14 protein-coding genes are annotated in these 15,889 nt (G+C 72.8%); 5 read left to right on the top strand and 9 right to left on the bottom strand.

Features of this window, described 5'->3' with window-relative positions:
* Nucleotides 1-33 precede the first annotated feature (33 nt).
* Nucleotides 34-1,050 (top strand): GlxA family transcriptional regulator, encoded by a 1,017-nt coding sequence (locus ACFWA7_RS13765; RefSeq protein WP_385822950.1) that lies wholly within the window; start codon nt 34-36, stop codon nt 1,048-1,050.
* Here ACFWA7_RS13765 and ACFWA7_RS13770 read toward each other — a convergent pair.
* The 4 genes from ACFWA7_RS13770 to ACFWA7_RS13785 form a co-directional block, all read right to left on the bottom strand.
* On the bottom strand, nt 970-2,217 hold the full coding sequence (locus ACFWA7_RS13770) for an MFS transporter (protein ID WP_385822952.1): 1,248 nt from the start codon (nt 2,215-2,217) through the stop codon (nt 970-972). The two genes, ACFWA7_RS13765 and ACFWA7_RS13770, sit on opposite strands and share 81 nt — an antisense overlap.
* A 77-nt stretch (nt 2,218-2,294) precedes the next feature.
* Nucleotides 2,295-3,344 (bottom strand): Zn-dependent alcohol dehydrogenase, encoded by a 1,050-nt coding sequence (locus ACFWA7_RS13775; RefSeq protein ID WP_385542935.1) that lies wholly within the window; start codon nt 3,342-3,344, stop codon nt 2,295-2,297.
* Nucleotides 3,341-4,483 (bottom strand): acyl-CoA dehydrogenase family protein, encoded by a 1,143-nt coding sequence (locus tag ACFWA7_RS13780; RefSeq protein WP_385822954.1) that lies wholly within the window; start codon nt 4,481-4,483, stop codon nt 3,341-3,343. Before ACFWA7_RS13780 ends, ACFWA7_RS13775 begins: the two co-directional genes overlap by 4 nt.
* Before the next feature lie 670 nt (nt 4,484-5,153).
* The gene (locus tag ACFWA7_RS13785; RefSeq protein WP_385542929.1) at nt 5,154-6,068 is read right to left on the bottom strand and encodes an SDR family oxidoreductase; all 915 of its coding nucleotides are present in this window, start codon (nt 6,066-6,068) and stop codon (nt 5,154-5,156) included.
* 86 nt (nt 6,069-6,154) lie between these two features.
* On the opposite strand from ACFWA7_RS13785, the gene ACFWA7_RS13790 reads away from it, so the two are divergent.
* Nucleotides 6,155-7,093, top strand: a complete 939-nt coding sequence (locus tag ACFWA7_RS13790; RefSeq protein ID WP_385542926.1) for a cyclase family protein — start codon at nt 6,155-6,157, stop codon at nt 7,091-7,093.
* A gap of 297 nt (nt 7,094-7,390) precedes the next feature.
* On the opposite strand, the gene ACFWA7_RS13795 is transcribed toward ACFWA7_RS13790, so the two are convergent.
* The 4 genes from ACFWA7_RS13795 to ACFWA7_RS13810 all read right to left on the bottom strand — a co-directional run bounded on the left by ACFWA7_RS13795 (nt 7,391) and on the right by ACFWA7_RS13810 (nt 11,527).
* Nucleotides 7,391-7,882, bottom strand: coding sequence for an ATP-binding protein (locus ACFWA7_RS13795; RefSeq protein ID WP_385822956.1), 492 nt, complete (start codon nt 7,880-7,882; stop codon nt 7,391-7,393).
* A gap of 446 nt (nt 7,883-8,328) precedes the next feature.
* Complete coding sequence (locus ACFWA7_RS13800) at nt 8,329-9,201, bottom strand: acyl-CoA dehydrogenase family protein (RefSeq protein ID WP_385822958.1); 873 nt, start codon at nt 9,199-9,201, stop codon at nt 8,329-8,331.
* Nucleotides 9,201-10,334, bottom strand: a complete 1,134-nt coding sequence (locus ACFWA7_RS13805; RefSeq protein WP_385542913.1) for an acyl-CoA dehydrogenase family protein — start codon at nt 10,332-10,334, stop codon at nt 9,201-9,203. Before ACFWA7_RS13805 ends, ACFWA7_RS13800 begins: the two co-directional genes overlap by 1 nt.
* Nucleotides 10,334-11,527, bottom strand: coding sequence for an amidohydrolase family protein (locus tag ACFWA7_RS13810; protein WP_385822960.1), 1,194 nt, complete (start codon nt 11,525-11,527; stop codon nt 10,334-10,336). Before ACFWA7_RS13810 ends, ACFWA7_RS13805 begins: the two co-directional genes overlap by 1 nt.
* A 157-nt stretch (nt 11,528-11,684) precedes the next feature.
* Between ACFWA7_RS13810 and ACFWA7_RS13815 the strand changes: the two genes are divergently transcribed.
* Complete coding sequence (locus ACFWA7_RS13815) at nt 11,685-13,193, top strand: class I adenylate-forming enzyme family protein (RefSeq protein WP_385543006.1); 1,509 nt, start codon at nt 11,685-11,687, stop codon at nt 13,191-13,193.
* A gap of 191 nt (nt 13,194-13,384) precedes the next feature.
* Here the strand turns inward: ACFWA7_RS13815 and ACFWA7_RS13820 are convergent, their stop codons facing one another.
* Entirely contained in the window at nt 13,385-13,759 is a 375-nt protein-coding gene (locus ACFWA7_RS13820) for an STAS domain-containing protein (RefSeq protein ID WP_385542907.1), read from the bottom strand.
* 239 nt (nt 13,760-13,998) lie between these two features.
* Here ACFWA7_RS13820 and ACFWA7_RS13825 point away from each other — a divergent pair, with 239 nt between their 5' ends.
* Both ACFWA7_RS13825 and ACFWA7_RS13830 read left to right on the top strand, forming a co-directional pair.
* A complete protein-coding gene (locus tag ACFWA7_RS13825) occupies nt 13,999-14,577 on the top strand; it encodes a sigma-70 family RNA polymerase sigma factor (RefSeq protein WP_385822963.1) in 579 nt (192 codons plus the stop codon).
* Entirely contained in the window at nt 14,574-15,809 is a 1,236-nt protein-coding gene (locus tag ACFWA7_RS13830) for a zf-HC2 domain-containing protein (protein WP_385542901.1), read from the top strand. Before ACFWA7_RS13825 ends, ACFWA7_RS13830 begins: the two co-directional genes overlap by 4 nt.
* Nucleotides 15,810-15,889: the final 80 nt, after the last annotated feature.

Here is a 15,889-nt window from a genome sequence, read left to right on the forward strand (position 1 = left end):
GTTCGAATGGATCGGGCCACCTACACTCGGCCCATGGCCCCGCCCCAACCCCAACCCCAACCCCACCGCATAGTCGTCCTGGCCCTCGACGGCCTGCTCCCCTTCGAGCTCGGGATTCCGCAGCGGATCTTCGGGCGGGCGCGGAGTCGGGGCGAGGGGCGGGAGGCGCTGTATTCCGTCGTCACCTGCTCGGTCCGGGCGCCCGGACCCGTGCAGACCGACGCCGACTTCGCCGTGCTCGTGGAGAACGGGCCCGAGGCGCTGGCCCTCGCGGACACCGTGGTCGTGCCCGCCTCGCACGAGCTGGGGCCGGTGTACGAGGAGGGTGTGCTCACGGACGAGCTGGCGCGGGCGTTCGCGTACGTACGGCCAGGTACGCGCATGGTCTCCATCTGCACCGGCAGCTACGTCCTGGCCGCCGCCGGGTACCTCGACGGGCGGCCCGCCACCACCCACTGGTGGCACGCCGAGCACTTCCAGCGGCTCTTCCCGTCCGTCGACGTCGACCCGGACGTGCTGTTCGTCGACGACGGGGACGTGCTGACCTCGGCCGGGGTCGCCGCCGGGATCGATCTCTGCCTGCACCTGGTGCGGCGCGACCACGGGGCGGCGGTCGCCAACGAGGTGGCGCGGCGGACCGTGGTGCCGCCGCACCGGGACGGCGGGCAGGCCCAGTACATCGAACGCCCGCTGCCGCAGCCGCAGGTGGCGACGACCACCGCCGCCCGTGCCTGGGCGCTCGGGCGCCTCGACGAGCCGATCCAGTTGCGGGACATGGCGGAGCAGGAGGCGATGTCCGTACGGACGTTCACGCGCCGGTTCCGCGAGGAGACGGGGCTGAGCCCCGGGCAGTGGCTCACCCAGCAGCGGGTCGAGCGCGCCCGGCACCTGCTGGAGACGACCGACCTGTCCGTGGACCGGATCGCCCGCGACGCCGGATTCGGTACGGCGACCTCGCTGCGCCAGCACCTACAGGCTGCGCTCGGGGTCCCGCCCACCGTCTACCGGCGTACTTTCCGCGCCGCCGGAAGCGACGCCGCGAGCGGCTGAGCCCGCCGCCGGGTCGCGGGCGGGCTCGCGCAGCACCCCGATCACCGTCAGCAGCAGCGTGAGGCCCACCCCGGCCAGGATCGCCGTCGACGGGGCCACCGAGCGCAGCAGGACTCCGGAGAGGGTGCCGGTGACCGCGTAACCGGCACCCACGGCCGCGTACATCACCGAGTACCCGGCGGTCAGCGCACTCGGCGGCAGCACCTCGCGCAGCAGCAGGTTGCGGGTGAGCATCGCCCCGGCCTGCAGGACGCCCGCGAGCACCAGGAGCACGGCGAGCCAGACCGCGCCCGGCAGCAGCGCGACGAGCGCCACGCACCCCGAGACCGCGAGCAGCAGCACCAGGCTCTGCGCGCGCAGGGCGCCGGGCCACGAGCGCAGCCCGTACACGAAGGCGCCGGCCGCCGACCCGGCCGAGAACCCGGCGAGCAGCGGGCCCGCCCAGCCGAGCGCGATACCGCGCTGCTCCAGGAGGGCGGGCAGGACGAGTTCGGCGAGGGCCAGCAGGGAGATGCCGGCCGCGCCGGTCACGTACACCGGCCAGGCCCGCCACAGCACCCGGCGCATCGGCTCGCCGCCCCGGTCGGCGGTGTCGGCCTGCCAGCCCGGCGGCAGCGCCCACAGCCCGGCGACGGCGGCGGCCATCAGCCCGGCCGCGAGCAGCATCGGAAGGTACGGGCGGACGCTCAGCGCAAGCCAGGTGGTGACGGCCGGGGTCACCGACCAGATGCCGAATATCAGCATCGACTCGCCGCTGACCGCCTGCGCGACGGCCCGCTCGGGCACCATCGCGGCGAGCATCGCGCGCAGTCCCCCGGAGGTCGCGGCGGGCGCGGCCCCGGCGACGAACGCGGCGGCGCCGAGCACCACCGGGTGGGCGTCGTGGGCGAGGCCGAGCACGGCGAACCCGACCGCCCCGCCCGCGAGCCCCGCCGCCAGGTGCGGCCGCGCCCGCTCGGCGCGCAGCCGCGTGCCGAGCAGGGGCGCGCCGACGATCTCGCCGAGTACGTAGACGGCGGCGAGGACAGCGCCGAGGGTGTACCCGCCGGGCCGGTCGCGGACCATGAAAACGACGGCCAGCGGCGCCATCGCGACCGGAGCACGCGCCCCGACGGCGACAAGTGCCCAGGTCAGGATGGGGCGCGTGGCGAGGTCGCGATAGCTCATGGGGCTGAAGATAGCCCGCGGTCCGGGGCCGGCTTCAACCGCTTACCGGGGCGGGGGCACTTGCCGCCGCCCCGCCCTCAGAAGGTCAGCACCCCGCGAGCCACCCTCCCCTGCCGTGCGTCGTCGACGGCCTTGGCGAAGTCCTCGATGGGGTACGTCTCCGTCACCAGCTCGTCGAGGAGCAGGACGCCGGTGCGGTACAGCTCGGCGTACCGGGGGATGTCGTGCTGGGGCCGTGAACTCCCGTACCGGCAGCCGAGGATGGACTTGTCCAGGAACATCGCGGCGGGCGCGAACGCCGCCTCCGCGGTCGGCGCGGGCATGCCGAGCAGGATCGCCTGGCCGTGCCGGTCGAGCAGGTCGACGGCCTGCCGGACGAGCCCGACGTGGCCCACGCACTCGAAGACGTGGTCGGCGCCGGTCGCCAGGACCTCCCGTACGCCGTCCACCGACGTCAGGAAGTGGGTGGCGCCGAACTGCCGGGCGGCGGCCTCCTTCGCCGGGTTGGTGTCGACGGCGACGACGGTCCGCGCACCCGCGATCCGGGCGCCCTGCAGGACGTTGAGACCGATGCCGCCGGTGCCGATGACGACGACGGTGTCGCCGCGGTCGACGCGGGCCCGGTTCAGTACGGCGCCCACGCCGGTGAGGACGGCACACCCGATGAGAGCGGCGGAGGCGAGTGGCAGGTCGGGGGGAATCCGCACGGCCTGGACGGCCTTGACCACCGTACGTTCGGCGAAGGCGGAGTTGGAGGCGAACTGGTGGACGGGCGCGCCGCCGCGCGAGAACGGCCGCCCGGGCCGTCCGATCGCCTTGCGGCACATGGTGGGCCGCCCCCGGTCGCAGTCCGCGCAGGCACCGCAGTTGGCGAGGGTGGAGAGCGCCACATGGTCGCCGGGGGCGACATGGGTGACGCCCGCCCCGACCGCCTCGACGACACCCGCGCCCTCGTGGCCGAGCACCACGGGTACGGGGAAGGGGATCGTCCCGTCGATGACGGAGAGGTCGGAGTGGCAGAGCCCGGCGGCGGCGATCGCCACCCGGACCTCGCCGGGCCCCGGATCGCGTACCTCCAGGTCGTCGACCACCTGTGCGTGCGTACCGTCGAACAGAACACCTCTCACTGGCCCCTGGCCTCCCTCGGCAGGCCGAGCACGCGCTCGGCGATGATGGTGCGCTGGATCTCGTCGGAGCCGCCGTAGATGGTGTCGGCCCGCGAGAAGAGGAACAGCCGCTGGAGCGCGTCGAGTTCGTACGGCCGCTCCTCGCTCCAGTCGTACGGCCCGACCGCGCCGGCCGCGCCCCGTACGGCCATGGCGAGCTCACCGAGACGCTGGTGCCAGCCGCCCCAGAGGAGTTTGGCGACGCTGGGGGCGGCGGGGCCGTCGCCGCCGAGGGTACGCAGCGCGTTCCAGCGCATCGTGCGGAGCTCGGCCCACTGGCGGACGATCCGGTCGCGGAGGAGGGGGTCGAGGGTGCCTGCTCCCGCGTGCCGGATGACGCGCTCCAACTCCTCCTCGAACCCGATCTGTTGGGCCAGAGTGGAGACTCCGCGTTCGGCGGCGAGCAGGTCCATGGCGACGCGCCAGCCGTTGCCCTCGCCGCCGACGAGATGGTCCGGGTCGGCGCGGGCGCCCTCGAAGAAGACCTCGTTGAACTCGCTCGTCCCCGTCAGCTGCCGGATCGGCCGGACCTCGACCCTGCCGCCCGGCTGGTCCATCGGGACGAGGAGGAGGGAGAGGCCGTGGTGGCGGTGCGAGCCGGATTCGGTACGGGCGAGCACGAAGCACCAGTCGGCTTCATGGGCGTGCGAGGTCCAGACCTTCTGACCGGTGAGGCGGTACGCGCCGGTGGGTTCGCGGGTGGCGGTGGTTCGGACGGCGGCGAGGTCGGAGCCGGCCCCGGGTTCGCTGTAGCCCTGGCACCAGATCGCCTCGCCGCGGGCGATGCCGGGCAGGAAGCGGGCCTTCTGGGCGGGGGTGCCGTGGGTGAGGAGGGTGGGGGCGAGGAGGTTTTCGCCTATGTGGCCGAGGCGGGGTGGGGTGTTCTTGGTACGGGCGTATTCCTCGGCCCAGATGACCTGTTGGGTGAGGGTGCCGTTGCGGTTCCCGTACGGTGTCTCGCCCCACCCGAGCCCGATCCATCCGGCGTCGCCGAGGGTTCGCTCCCATGGGCGGGGGGCTTTGTCGGGCGGGTTCGCGTCGAGCCAGGCGCGGGCGTCGCGCCGGAAGGTGTCGTCTTGGGGGGAGAAACGGAAGTCCATGTGGGTGCCTCCTGGTGTCGTGGTGGGTTTTCCCCCACCCCGCCCCTTCCCGAAAGCCCTCCGGCGGGCGGCCGGGACTCCGCCCCCTTCTTGGCCGGGTGTTCGTCTGCGGGCCGGTGGGGGCTGGTCGCGCAGTTCCCCGCGCCCCTTTATGGCCCGGGGTTCGTCTGCGGGCCGGCTGTGGTTGCTCGCGCAGTTCCCCGCGCCCCTTTATGGCCCGGGGTTCGTCTGCGGGCCGGCTGTGGTTGCTCGCGCAGTTCCCCGCGCCCCTTTATGGCCCGGGGTTCGTCTGCAGGTCGGCTGTGGTTGCTCGCGCAGTTCCCCGCGCCCCTTGAGGCAGAAGGGGGCGCGGGCACCTTCAGCCCCTCCGGCGTTTGAGAGGCGGGGGGCAGGGAGCGAAGCTCCCGCCCTTCAGGGGCGCGGGGCTGCGACGCGGCTCCGCCGCGTGGGCGCGACCAGCCACGGACGGCCTGCGGACGAAGGGGGCCGGGGCGCAGCCCCGAAGCGGGGTCCGGGCGCAGGCCCCGCTCGGGGTCCGGGGGCGCAGGCCCCGAAGCGGGGTCCGGGGGCGCAGGCCCCGAAGCGGGGTCCGGGGGTGCAGGGCCCGGGAAGCGGGCCTCTGCCCCCACCCGCCCCGGAGGGGCAGGGAAAGGGGCGAGGTGGGGCATCCTCACGCGTTCGGGCGTGCGTCCGCGCTCGCCGCCCGCTCCATCTCCCCCACCCGCTCCAGCAACGGCATGGGATCCACCCCCACACCCCCCGGCAGGAACTCCGCGATCCGCTCCGGCGTCCACGCGCCCTCCGCGACGTACCCGGCCCGAAGCTCCCGCGGCTGCGCCCAGACCGCGATCTTGGGGCCGGCGACCGTGTACACCTGACCGGTGATCCCGGCCGACCGGGCCGCGTCGCTGAGCAGATAGACCACGAACGCCGCCACATCCTCCGGCTCGCCGATCTCCTTGAGCTCCAGGGGGACGTTGGCGGACATCCGGGTGCGGGCGACGGGGGCGACGGCGTTGGCCGTGACGCCGTACTTGTGCAGGCCCAGCGCCGCGCTGCGGACCAGCGAGATCACCCCGCCCTTCGCGGCGCTGTAGTTCGCCTGCGCCACGCTCCCCTGGTGGTTGCCGCTGGTGAAGCCGATCAGGGTGCCCGTGCCCTGCTTCCGCATCACCGCCGACGCCGCCCGGAACACGGTGAACGTGCCTTTGAGGTGGGTGGCCACCACCGGGTCCCACTCCTCCTCCGTCATGTTGAAGAGCATGCGCTCGCGCAGGATCCCCGCCACGCACACCACCCCGTCCACCCGGCCCCACCGGGTGAGCGCGGTGTCGACGATGCGCTGGCCGCCCTCCATGGTCGAGATGTCGTCGGCGACGGCGACCGCCTCGCCGCCCGCCGCCTCGATCTCCTTGACCACCGCGTCCGCGATCTCGCTGCTGGGCGAGGCGCCCTCGATCGAGACGCCGTAGTCGTTGACGACGACCTTCGCGCCCTGGGCCGCCGCCGCGAGCGCCACCGCGCGGCCGATGCCGCGCCCCGCGCCGGTCACGGCGACCACTTTGCCTGCCAAGAAGTTCCCCACGCCCGGCCCCTTCCCGCGATTTCTGACGGACCGTTAGATTCTAGAGCCCGGCAGCCACCGGAAGACAAGACCCAGGGAGGGCCCACATGCCAGCAGCCTCCGCACTGCCTCCCGAGTTCCACGACATCGCCAAACGCGTGAACAACTGGGGGCGTTGGGGCCCGGACGACGAGATCGGCACGCTCAACCTCATCACCGACGACGTCGTACGCACCGCCGCCGCCACCGTCCGCACCGGCCGTCGCATCCCTCTCGCGCTCCCCCTGGAGCAGAACGGCGTCCAGACCGGGCTGATCCCCGGCCGGGTCAACCCGCTGCACACCATGGTGCAGATCAACCAGGAGATCTTCGGCCCCGGCACCGTCGCCACCAGCGACGACGCCGTGACGTTCGGGCTCCAGGCCGCCACCCACTGGGACGCCCTCACCCATGTCTCGCACTCCGGCCGCATCTACAACGGCCGCCCGGCCGCCACCATCACCGCCCACGGCGGCGCGGAGTTCAGCGGGATCGACAAGCCCCGCCACCTCGTCTCGCGCGGCGTCCTGCTCGATGTGGCCCGCGTCCACGGCGTGGACCGGCTGCCCGGCGGGCACGCGGTCACCCCCGAGGACCTGGCGGCGGCGGAGGAGCTGGGCCGCGTCACCGTACGCGCGGGCGACATCGTGCTCGTACGCACCGGGCAGATCCAGCTCTGCCTCGGCGGCGACAAGCACGGGTACGGGTTCCCCTCGCCGGGCCTCTCCCTCCGTACGCCCGAGTGGTTCCACGCGCGCGATGTCGCGGCGGTCGCCAACGACACCCTCACCTTCGAGATCTTCCCGCCGGAGGTCGAGAACCTGTGGCTGCCGGTGCACGCGCTCGACCTGGTCGAGATGGGGATGCTGCAGGGCCAGAACTGGAATCTCGAAGAGTTGTCCACAGCCTGTGCGCAAGAGCGGCGGTACGCGTTCTGGCTGTCGGCGATGCCCGAGCCGTTCGTGGGCGCCACGGGGACGCCGGTCGCGCCGGTCGCCGTGCTGTAGCGGCGGGGCATACGGGGGTGGCGCGCGTTCACGGGTGGCGGCGCGTCATGCGCACCCCGAGCACGGCACGGCGGCCGCCACCCGGCTGCGGCGTGCTCGCCCTGCTCCCCATGCCCTGAAGGAGCCTTGCCCTGAGCCCACGCCGAGCCGCGACCCGCACTCGCCGAGGAGAACCAGGACCGGCCCAGGACGGACCAAGAGCCAGTCCGCGCCCTCGGCGTCCCCTCGCGACGAATCGCTCATCCAAGGGTGATCAGGCCGACACGGCGCGTCAACACCTAGTGAAAGCTATGCCGCTTACGCCCGATTTGTGACAGCGCACGACGGCTCATACGCGCCCGGCTCGAACGCCCCGCCCGTACGCTCCGGCGCGCCCCCGTCGCAGCACCGGTCCACCTCGCACCAGATCGACTTGCCCACGCCCTCCGCCTGCCAGCCCCAGCGGTCGGCGAGGCCGTCGACCAGCTCAAGGCCCCGGCCGTTGGTGTCGTCGCCGTCCGCGTGGCGCGGCTTCGGGGCGCACGCACTGGTGTCGGCCACCTCGACCCGGACCGTACCGCCGTCGGCCGGTCCGCCGACGGGGCCGAACAGCATCCGCAGCACGGCGGGGCAGCCGGTGTGCACCACCGCGTTGGTGACGAGCTCCGAGATGATCAGGATCAACGTCTCGGCGAGCGGCTCGTCCAGCCGTATCCCGGACCCGGCCAGCCGCGAGCGAGCCCATCTGCGAGCGCGCCCCACCTCGGCGGGGTCGGCTCCGACCTCCAACTGAACCTGAAGCACCTGCACCGCTCACACCATCCGAACCGGCGGACACATCGCCTCGCGCCTCGACAAGCTCACGGAACGTGATTTCCTTACGAGACAGCATGGTTGACGTACAGTCACCGCAACAAGCGCTTCAGGCATATTCCAGCGCGAAGGAGTACGCGTGGTGCATACTGTGCGACGCACATTGCGGGGGGTCGAACAGGGGCGCGCCGGATACCTGGGGGATCGCACCCCACGGAGCGTACCCGAGGGCGGCCCCGACTCCGGCGCGTGACGAGTCCGGCGAAGGACACAACCCGGTATCGACGCTCGGTGACGCCTCAGCGCTCCGCTGGAAGGACAGGTATTCGACTGCGGGCCGTCTGAGGCTGGTCGCGCGGTTCCCCGCGCCCCTTTGGGGCACGCGGCACCGAACGGGACTTCCACAAGACCGCCCAGCCAGACCCCCGCCCCGCGGAGCCCTCTCACATCGCCTCCTCCAGCGCCGCCGCCTGGAGCTCCTGCGCCAGGACCGTCGGCAGCCACCGCTCGCGCCGCAGCCACGCCCGCTTCAGATGCAGATGGACCTCCGCCTCCCAGGTGAAGCCCATCCCGCCGTACACCTGGAGGCAGTCCCGGGCGCACCGCACCGCCGCCTCGTCGGCCAGCAGCTTGGCGCCCGCGATCTCCACCGGGTCCCCGGTCACGGCCGCCGCGTACACGGCGGCGCGGGCCACCTCGGTGCGGACCAGCATCTGCGCGCACAGGTGTTTGACCGCCTGGAACGCGCCGATGGGCTGCCCGAACTGCTCGCGCTCGCGGGCGTGTTGGACGGCCAGCGCGGTGGTGCGCCCCGCACTGCCCAGCTGCTCGGCGGCGGTCAGCAGCGCCCGTTCCGGCGGCCCCTCGTCCCCGCCGTCCGGGAGACGGTGCAGGGGGGTGAGCGGGTCGGCCGAGCGGATCAGCTCGGCGCCGGTGACGTCTCCCCGTACGACGTCGGCCTCCTCCAGCCACTCCACCAGGCCCCCGTCGGGCGCGGTCACCACCGTCCGGCCCTCGGCCGCCCCCTGGACCAGGCCCGCCGCCAGATGCGTGGCGATCAGCGGGCCGGGGAGCAGCGCCCGCCCGGCCTCCTCGAAGAGCAGCGCCGCCTCGGGCAGCCCGAGCCCCACCCCGCCCGCCTCCTCCGGCAGCCGCAGCGCGAAGAACCCGGCCTCGCCGAGCGCCCGCCACAGACCCCGGTCGAGCCCTCCCCCGTCGACGGCCGCCCGCAGCGCCGTGGCGTCGAAGCGCCGGGCGAGCAGGTCCCGTACGCCCGCCCGCAACGCCCGTTGGTCGTCCGTGAGTTGCAGGTCCATCAGCGGCCCTTCGGCAGGCCGAGGATCCGCTCGGCGACGATGTTCTGCTGGATCTGCGAGGTGCCGGCGGCGATGGTGTACGAGAGCGAGGACAGCCGGCCCAGGGTCCACTCGCGGCCGAGGTCGAGTGCGTCGGGGCCGAGGACGGCGGCGGCGGCGTCGTACAGCTCCTGGCGGGCGTGCGAGTAGCGGAGCTTGAAGACCGAACCGCCGACCCCGGGGACACCGCCGGTATGCCCGGACTCGCTCACGTTCCACTGGATCAGTCGCCAGAGCGCGGTGAACTCGGCGTGCAGACACCCCAGTTGACGGCGAATCACCGCATCGTCCCAGGTGCCGTTCCGGTGGGCCGCGCGGGCGATCCCCACCAGGACGCGGCGGCAGGCGACCACCTCGCCGACGAAGGCCGTGCCCCGCTCGTACGACAACGTCACCATGGTCACGCGCCAGCCGTCGTTCTCGGCGCCGACGCGGTGGTCGACCGGGATCCGCACCTCGTCGAGGAAGAGCTGGGCGAACTCGTCCGACCCGGCGAGGGTCCGCAGCGGCCGTACCGTGATGCCGGGCGCGTCCATCGGCATCGCCAGCCAGCTGATGCCCCGGTGCTTGGGTGCGTCGGGATCGGTGCGCGCCAGCAGTTCGCACCAGTCGGCGACCTCCGCGTGCGAGGTCCAGATCTTGGAGCCGCTCACCACGTACGCGTCCCCGTCGCGCACCGCCCGGGTCCGCAGCGCCGCCAGGTCCGAGCCCGCGTCGGGCTCACTGAACCCCTGGCACCACACCTCGTCCCCGCGCAGCACCGGCTCCAGCCACCGCGCGCGCTGCTCCTCGGTTCCCTCGGCCGCGATGGTGGGGCCCGCGTGCAGCAGCCCCACGAAGTTCGCGCCGACATAGGGCGCCCCGGCGCGCTCGGTCTCCTCCAGGAAGATCAGCCGCAGGGTGGCGGACGCCCCCCAGTGCACGCGCGCGTACCCGGCGTCGTACAGCATCCGCTGCCAGCCGGTGTCGTACGCGCGCCGCCCCGGCCAGTCCAGCGGGTCCGGCTTCGGCGGCAGCCCCGGCAGCACGGCCGCGAGCCACTCCCTGAGCCGTGCCCGGAACTCCTCCTCCTCGGGCGTGTACGAGAGGTCCATCAGCGGTCGAGGTCCAATCCCAGCATGCGGATCGCATTGCCCCGCATCAGCTTGTACACCGTCTCGTCGTCGAGGCCCTTGACGTGGTCGAGGGCGACCTCCTTGGTGTGCGGGAAGGTCGAGTCGACGTGCGGGTAGTCCGTCTCGAAGGTCGCGTTGTCCCGTCCCACCACGTCCAGGGAGGCGACGCCGTGCTTGTCGCGGAAGAAGCAGCAGAAGATCTGCCGGTAGTAGTACGTGGAGGGCGGCTCGGGGATCAGGTCGCGGACCCCGCCCCAGGCACGGTGCTCCTCCCACACGTCGTCGGCGCGCTCCAGGGCGTACGGGATCCAGCCCATCTGGCCCTCGGAGTAAGCCAGTGTGAGGCGGGGGAACTTCACCAGGACGCCGGAGAAGAGGAAGTCCATCATCGACGCCATCGCGTTGTTGAAGCTGAGCGAGGCCTGGACGGCGGGCGGGGCGTCCGGGGATGCGGCGGGCATCTGGCTGCTGCTCCCGATGTGCATGTTCACCACCGTCCCGGTCTCCTCGCAGACCGCGAAGAACGGGTCCCAGTAGCCGGAGTGGATCGACGGCAGGCCCAGGTGGGTGGGGATCTCGGAGAACGTCACCGCCCGCACCCCGCGTGCCGCGTTGCGCCGGATCTCCGCCACGGCCAGATCGATGTCCCACAGCGGGATCAGACAGAGCGGGATCAGCCGCCCCCCACTGTCCCCGCACCACTCCTCCACCATCCAGTCGTTGTACGCCCGCACACAGGCCAGCGCGACCTGCTTGTCCCGCGCCTCGGCGAACGTCTGCCCGCAGAACCGGGGGAAGGTCGGGAAGCACAGCGACGCCTCGACGTGATTGAGATCCATGTCGGCGAGCCGCGCCTTCGGATCCCAGCAGCCCCGCCGCATCTCCTTGCGAGTGATGCCCTCCAGCGTCATGTCGTCGCGGTCGAAGCCGACGGCGGCGATGTTGCGCTTGTACGGGAACTTCAGGTCCTCGTAGATCCACCAGTCGGTCGGCGGTCCTTCCGGGTCCATGGTGATCCGGTACTTGCCGCCCACGTAGGCCAGTTCACCGATCCCGGCGGTCAGCGGGCGCGGACCGCGCTCGCGGTACCTGGCCGGGAGCCAGGTCTCGAAGAGGTGGGCCGGTTCGATCACATGGTCGTCGACGCTGACGATGCGCGGCAGTTCGGTCATGCGTGGCCTCCACCCGGCTTACTCATCTGATGACCCGTCAGAAATCAGGCTAGCCCCGCACCCCTGGACCGACAAGGCGGTGCGCCCTACGCTCTGGCCACGATCTGACTACTCGTCAGTTACGCGGTCACTGGGGGTCGAAGTGAACGACGTCGGAGTGAACGACACCGCACACGCACTGGGCGCCTCGCGCACCCTCTGGGAACTGGTCGCCCGCCGCGCCGCCCTCACCCCCCACCGACCCGTCCTGCTCCAGGACGACCGCGCCCTGAGCTTCGGCGAGCTGCGCGACCGCGCCGAGCGGGTGGCAGCGGGCCTCTACGACCTGGGCGTACGGCCCGGCACGGTGGTCGCCTGGCAGCTGCCCACCCGGATCGAGACCGCGCTCCTCTCCTTCGCCCTCGCCCGGCTCGGGGCCGTCCAGTCGCCCGTCATCCCCTTCTACCGCGACCGCGAAGTGGGTTTCGCGCTACGGGAGTCGGGCGCGGAGTTCTTCGCGGTGCCCGGACTCTGGCGCGGGTTCGACCACACCGCGATGGCGGCCCGGCTCGGCGCACGGGGCGTCTTCGAGGCGTACGGGACGCTCCCGGACGGCGACCCGGCCGTCCTGCCGCCCCCGCCCGCCGACGGCACCACCGTCCGCTGGATCTACTGGACCTCGGGCACCACCTCCGACCCCAAGGGCGTGCTGCACACCGACCGCTCGCTGATCGCGGGCGGCTCGTGCCTGGCGCACGCGCTGCACCTGTCGGCGGACGACGTGGGCTCGATGGCGTTCCCGTACGCCCACATCGCCGGGCCCGACTACACCGTGATGCTGCTCCTGTACGGCTTCCCCGCGGTGATGTTCGAGCAGTTCGCGCTGCCGGACGCGCTGGAGGCGTACCGCAAGCACGGCGTGACGGTGGCCGGCGGGTCGACCGCGTTCTACTCGATGTTCCTGGCCGAGCAGCGCAAGCGGCCGGGCGCCGAGGTCATCCCCTCGCTGCGGCTGCTCGCGGGCGGCGGGGCGCCCAAGCCGCCGGAGGTCTACCGCTCCGTCGTACGGGAGATGGGGGTGCAACTCACCCACGGCTACGGCATGACCGAGGTCCCGATGATCACGATGGGCTCACCGGACGACACGGAGGAGAACCTGGCCACGACGGAGGGGCGGCCGCCCGAGGGCATGGAGATACGGATCGTCGACGGCGAGGTGCGGCTGCGCGGGGAGGCCGTGTGCCAGGGGTATGTGGACCCCGCGCAGACCGCCGAGGCCTTCGACGCGGACGGGTTCCTGCGCACGGGCGATCTGGGGTTCGTGAAGGAGAGCGGGCATCTGGTGCTCACCGGGCGGCTCAAGGACGTGATCATCCGCAAGGGCGAGAACATCTCGGCGAAGGAGGTCGAGGATCTGCTCGCCGCGCATCCGGCCGTCGGGGACGTGGCGGTGATCGGGCTGCCGGACGTGGAACGGGGGGAACGGGTCTGCGCTGTGGTCGAACAGCCGCCGGGGGCCGAGGTGTTGACCCTGGACGCGGTCGTCGCGTATTTGCGGGGCGCCGGACTGTCCGTGCACAAGCTGCCCGAGCAACTGGAGGTGGTGGAGGCGCTGCCGCGCAACGAGACGCTGCGGAAGGTACTGAAGTACAGGTTGCGGGAGATGTTCGGGGGTGGTGGGGGCTGAGTTTCGGGTGCGGGCCGTGTGTGGCTGAGCGCGCAGTTCCCCGCACCCCCAAAGGCGTGCGTGATTGTCTGCGGGTCGGTGGGGGCTGGTCGCGCAGTTCCCCGCGCCCCTGAAACCCGCCTTTGTCTGCGGACCATGGGTGGCCGGTCGCACAGTTCCCCGCGCCCCTCAAGTGGCCCCGGACGTCCCGGCTAGGCAGAGAGTGGTTCCTCTTCCTCTCGGGCCGCTGTCGTCACGTCCCCGTACACGTCGAAGAGACGGCGTACCCCCAGGGCCGCCAGCACCCGGTTCACATGCGAGCCCTCGGCCGCGCCCCGGGCCGGGAGGATCAGCCGGAGCCTGCCCCGGCAGGAGCGGATCAGACGGCGGGTGGCGATCAGGACGCCCACACCGCTGGAGTCGCAGAACAGCACCCCGGACAGATCGAGCACCAGATCGTGCCGGCCCGCCGCGACCGCCTCGTGGACCACGCGCCTGACCTGCGGCGCCGTCACCAGGTCCAGTTCCCCGCGGACGCACACCACGGCCCATCCGCCCTGCTCGGCCTCGTTCACGATCAGCGTCACGCGTCCGGTACCTCTCTGTGCCGTCGGCCCCCGCCCGTACCGGCGCGCCTTCCCGGACCGGATCGCGCGAAACCACTTCGCCACTATCACGACCTGCCGGTTCGGGGGCGCACTTGCCGTAAAGGAGCGCTCGTTCTCGGTCGGGCGCACTACATTCGAGGAGACACGAGTACACAGGGGCGCGGACAAAAGATACAAAGAACGCACAACGGTACACGCGTAGACGGTTGGGGAGCCGCATGGCGAAGGACGCACCACCTCGCTGGGACCGCAAGATGCAGCAGCGCCTGGCGCGCGGCGAGGCGGCCGCGCTCGGCGAGCTGTACGACCGGTTCGCCTCGCTCGTGCACAGCCTGGCCCACCGCGTGCTCGGCGAGGACTCCGCCGCCGACCAGATCACCCGCGAGGTGTTCGGCTACGTGTGGGAGAACCCGGACGCGTACGACCCCAAGCAGGGCTCCATGCGCTCCTGGGTCGCCAAACTCACCCAGCGCCAGGCCGTGCTGCGGCTGCGCCAGGCCGAGGCGGCGCAGTACGCGGAGCGCGGCGGCTCCACCGAGGAGCTGGAGGCGAAGGTGCGGCGGGCCAGCGCGGCCGCCCGCGCCGACTACATCGTGACGTCGATGCCCGCGCCGCTGCGCCAGGCCCTGGACCTGGCGTACCACCAGCGCCGCGACTACCGGCAGGCCGCCGCCGACCTCTCCATCAGCGAGGACGAGGCCCGGCGCCGGCTGCGGCTCGGGCTCCAGCTGCTGTCCACGGCGAACACCCGCCCGCCTGAGGGGTCCTCGCCGCCCGGTTACGGACGTGCGCTGTGACCGGGCCCGCCGAGCAAGGTCCGCCGCTTCCCGACGACGAGAACGGCACGCCGCGCATACCGCCACCGCGCCGGGCCGCGGACGACATGGAACGGCTGCCGTCCCTCCCGCCGCCCCCGCCGCCGGAGCCGGTCGTCCGCTCGCACGCCATATTGAAATCGCTGCTCGGGGCGTGGGCGCTGACCGCGTGCTCGGCGGAGGAGACCGAGGCCGTGGAGGCACACCTCACCGAATGCGCGCCCTGCGCGGACGAGGCGCTGCGGCTGCGGGACGCGGTGGGGCTGCTGCACACCGACCGCAGCCTCGATCTGGACCCGCTGCTGCGGTCCCGGGTCCTGGAGAACTGTCTGGGCCTGCGCCCGGCACGCATCCCGGTACCGGACTGGGCGTCCGCGTACGACGCGGAGGCCGCCCGGCTCGACGCACTGCTCAACGACTTCGGCGACGCGGAGTGGCACGCGCCGGTGCGGCTGAAGTGGTTCGAGCGGGAGCGGCAGGTGAACCGCAAGACGACGGTGGCGGGCGTGATCGGCCATCTGATGGCCGTGGACGGCCTCGTGGCGGCGGCGCTGGGCCTGGACGACCCGTCGGGCGCGGGCCTCCCTTCGGGTCCGACGGCCCGCACCGAGGCCTTCTGGACCTCGACGCGCTTTCCGCTGACGCGGGCGGTCCGGGAGCCGTGGCGCGAGCAGACGCACACGCTGATCCGTACGGTGTCGTTCGCGGGCCGGGGCGCGGCCGAACTGGCCGTCCCCTACGGCGGCTTCGCCCTCCCGCTCCAGGACGCGCTCCTCGACCGGGCCTTCGAGTGCTGGATCCACGCGGGGGACATCGCGGAGGCGGTGGACTACCCGTACGACCCGCCGTCCGGGGCGCATCTGCACCGGATGATCGACCTGGCGGCACGGATCCTCCCGGACACGCTGGCCGCGCGCCGGCGCGCGGGTCTGGCGCCGCCGCCGCGCCAGCTCGTCACGGCGGGCTCGCCCGGGCGCTCCCTGCGCCTGGAGATCGAGGGCTCGGGCGGCGGTGACTGGCACATCGCGCTCGACTCCCCGGCGGCGGTCGGCTCCCCCGACCACGAGGTGGCCCACATCGCCCTGGACGGCGTCGAGTTCTGCCGCCTGGCGGCAGGCCACGTCCCGCCCGAGGACGCGGCGGCGGGCCACCTGGGCGACCGCGAGGCGATCCGGGACGTGCTGCTGGCGACGGCGTCGCTGAGCAGGTTGTAGCCCCACCCCGCCCCTTCACCTAAACCCTCCGGGGGCGGGTGGGGGGCGGAGGAGGTCTCCCGGGGGCTACGCCCCCGGAC

The organism is Streptomyces sp. NPDC059994, from assembly GCF_042737755.1.
Lineage (GTDB): Bacteria > Actinomycetota > Actinomycetes > Streptomycetales > Streptomycetaceae > Streptomyces.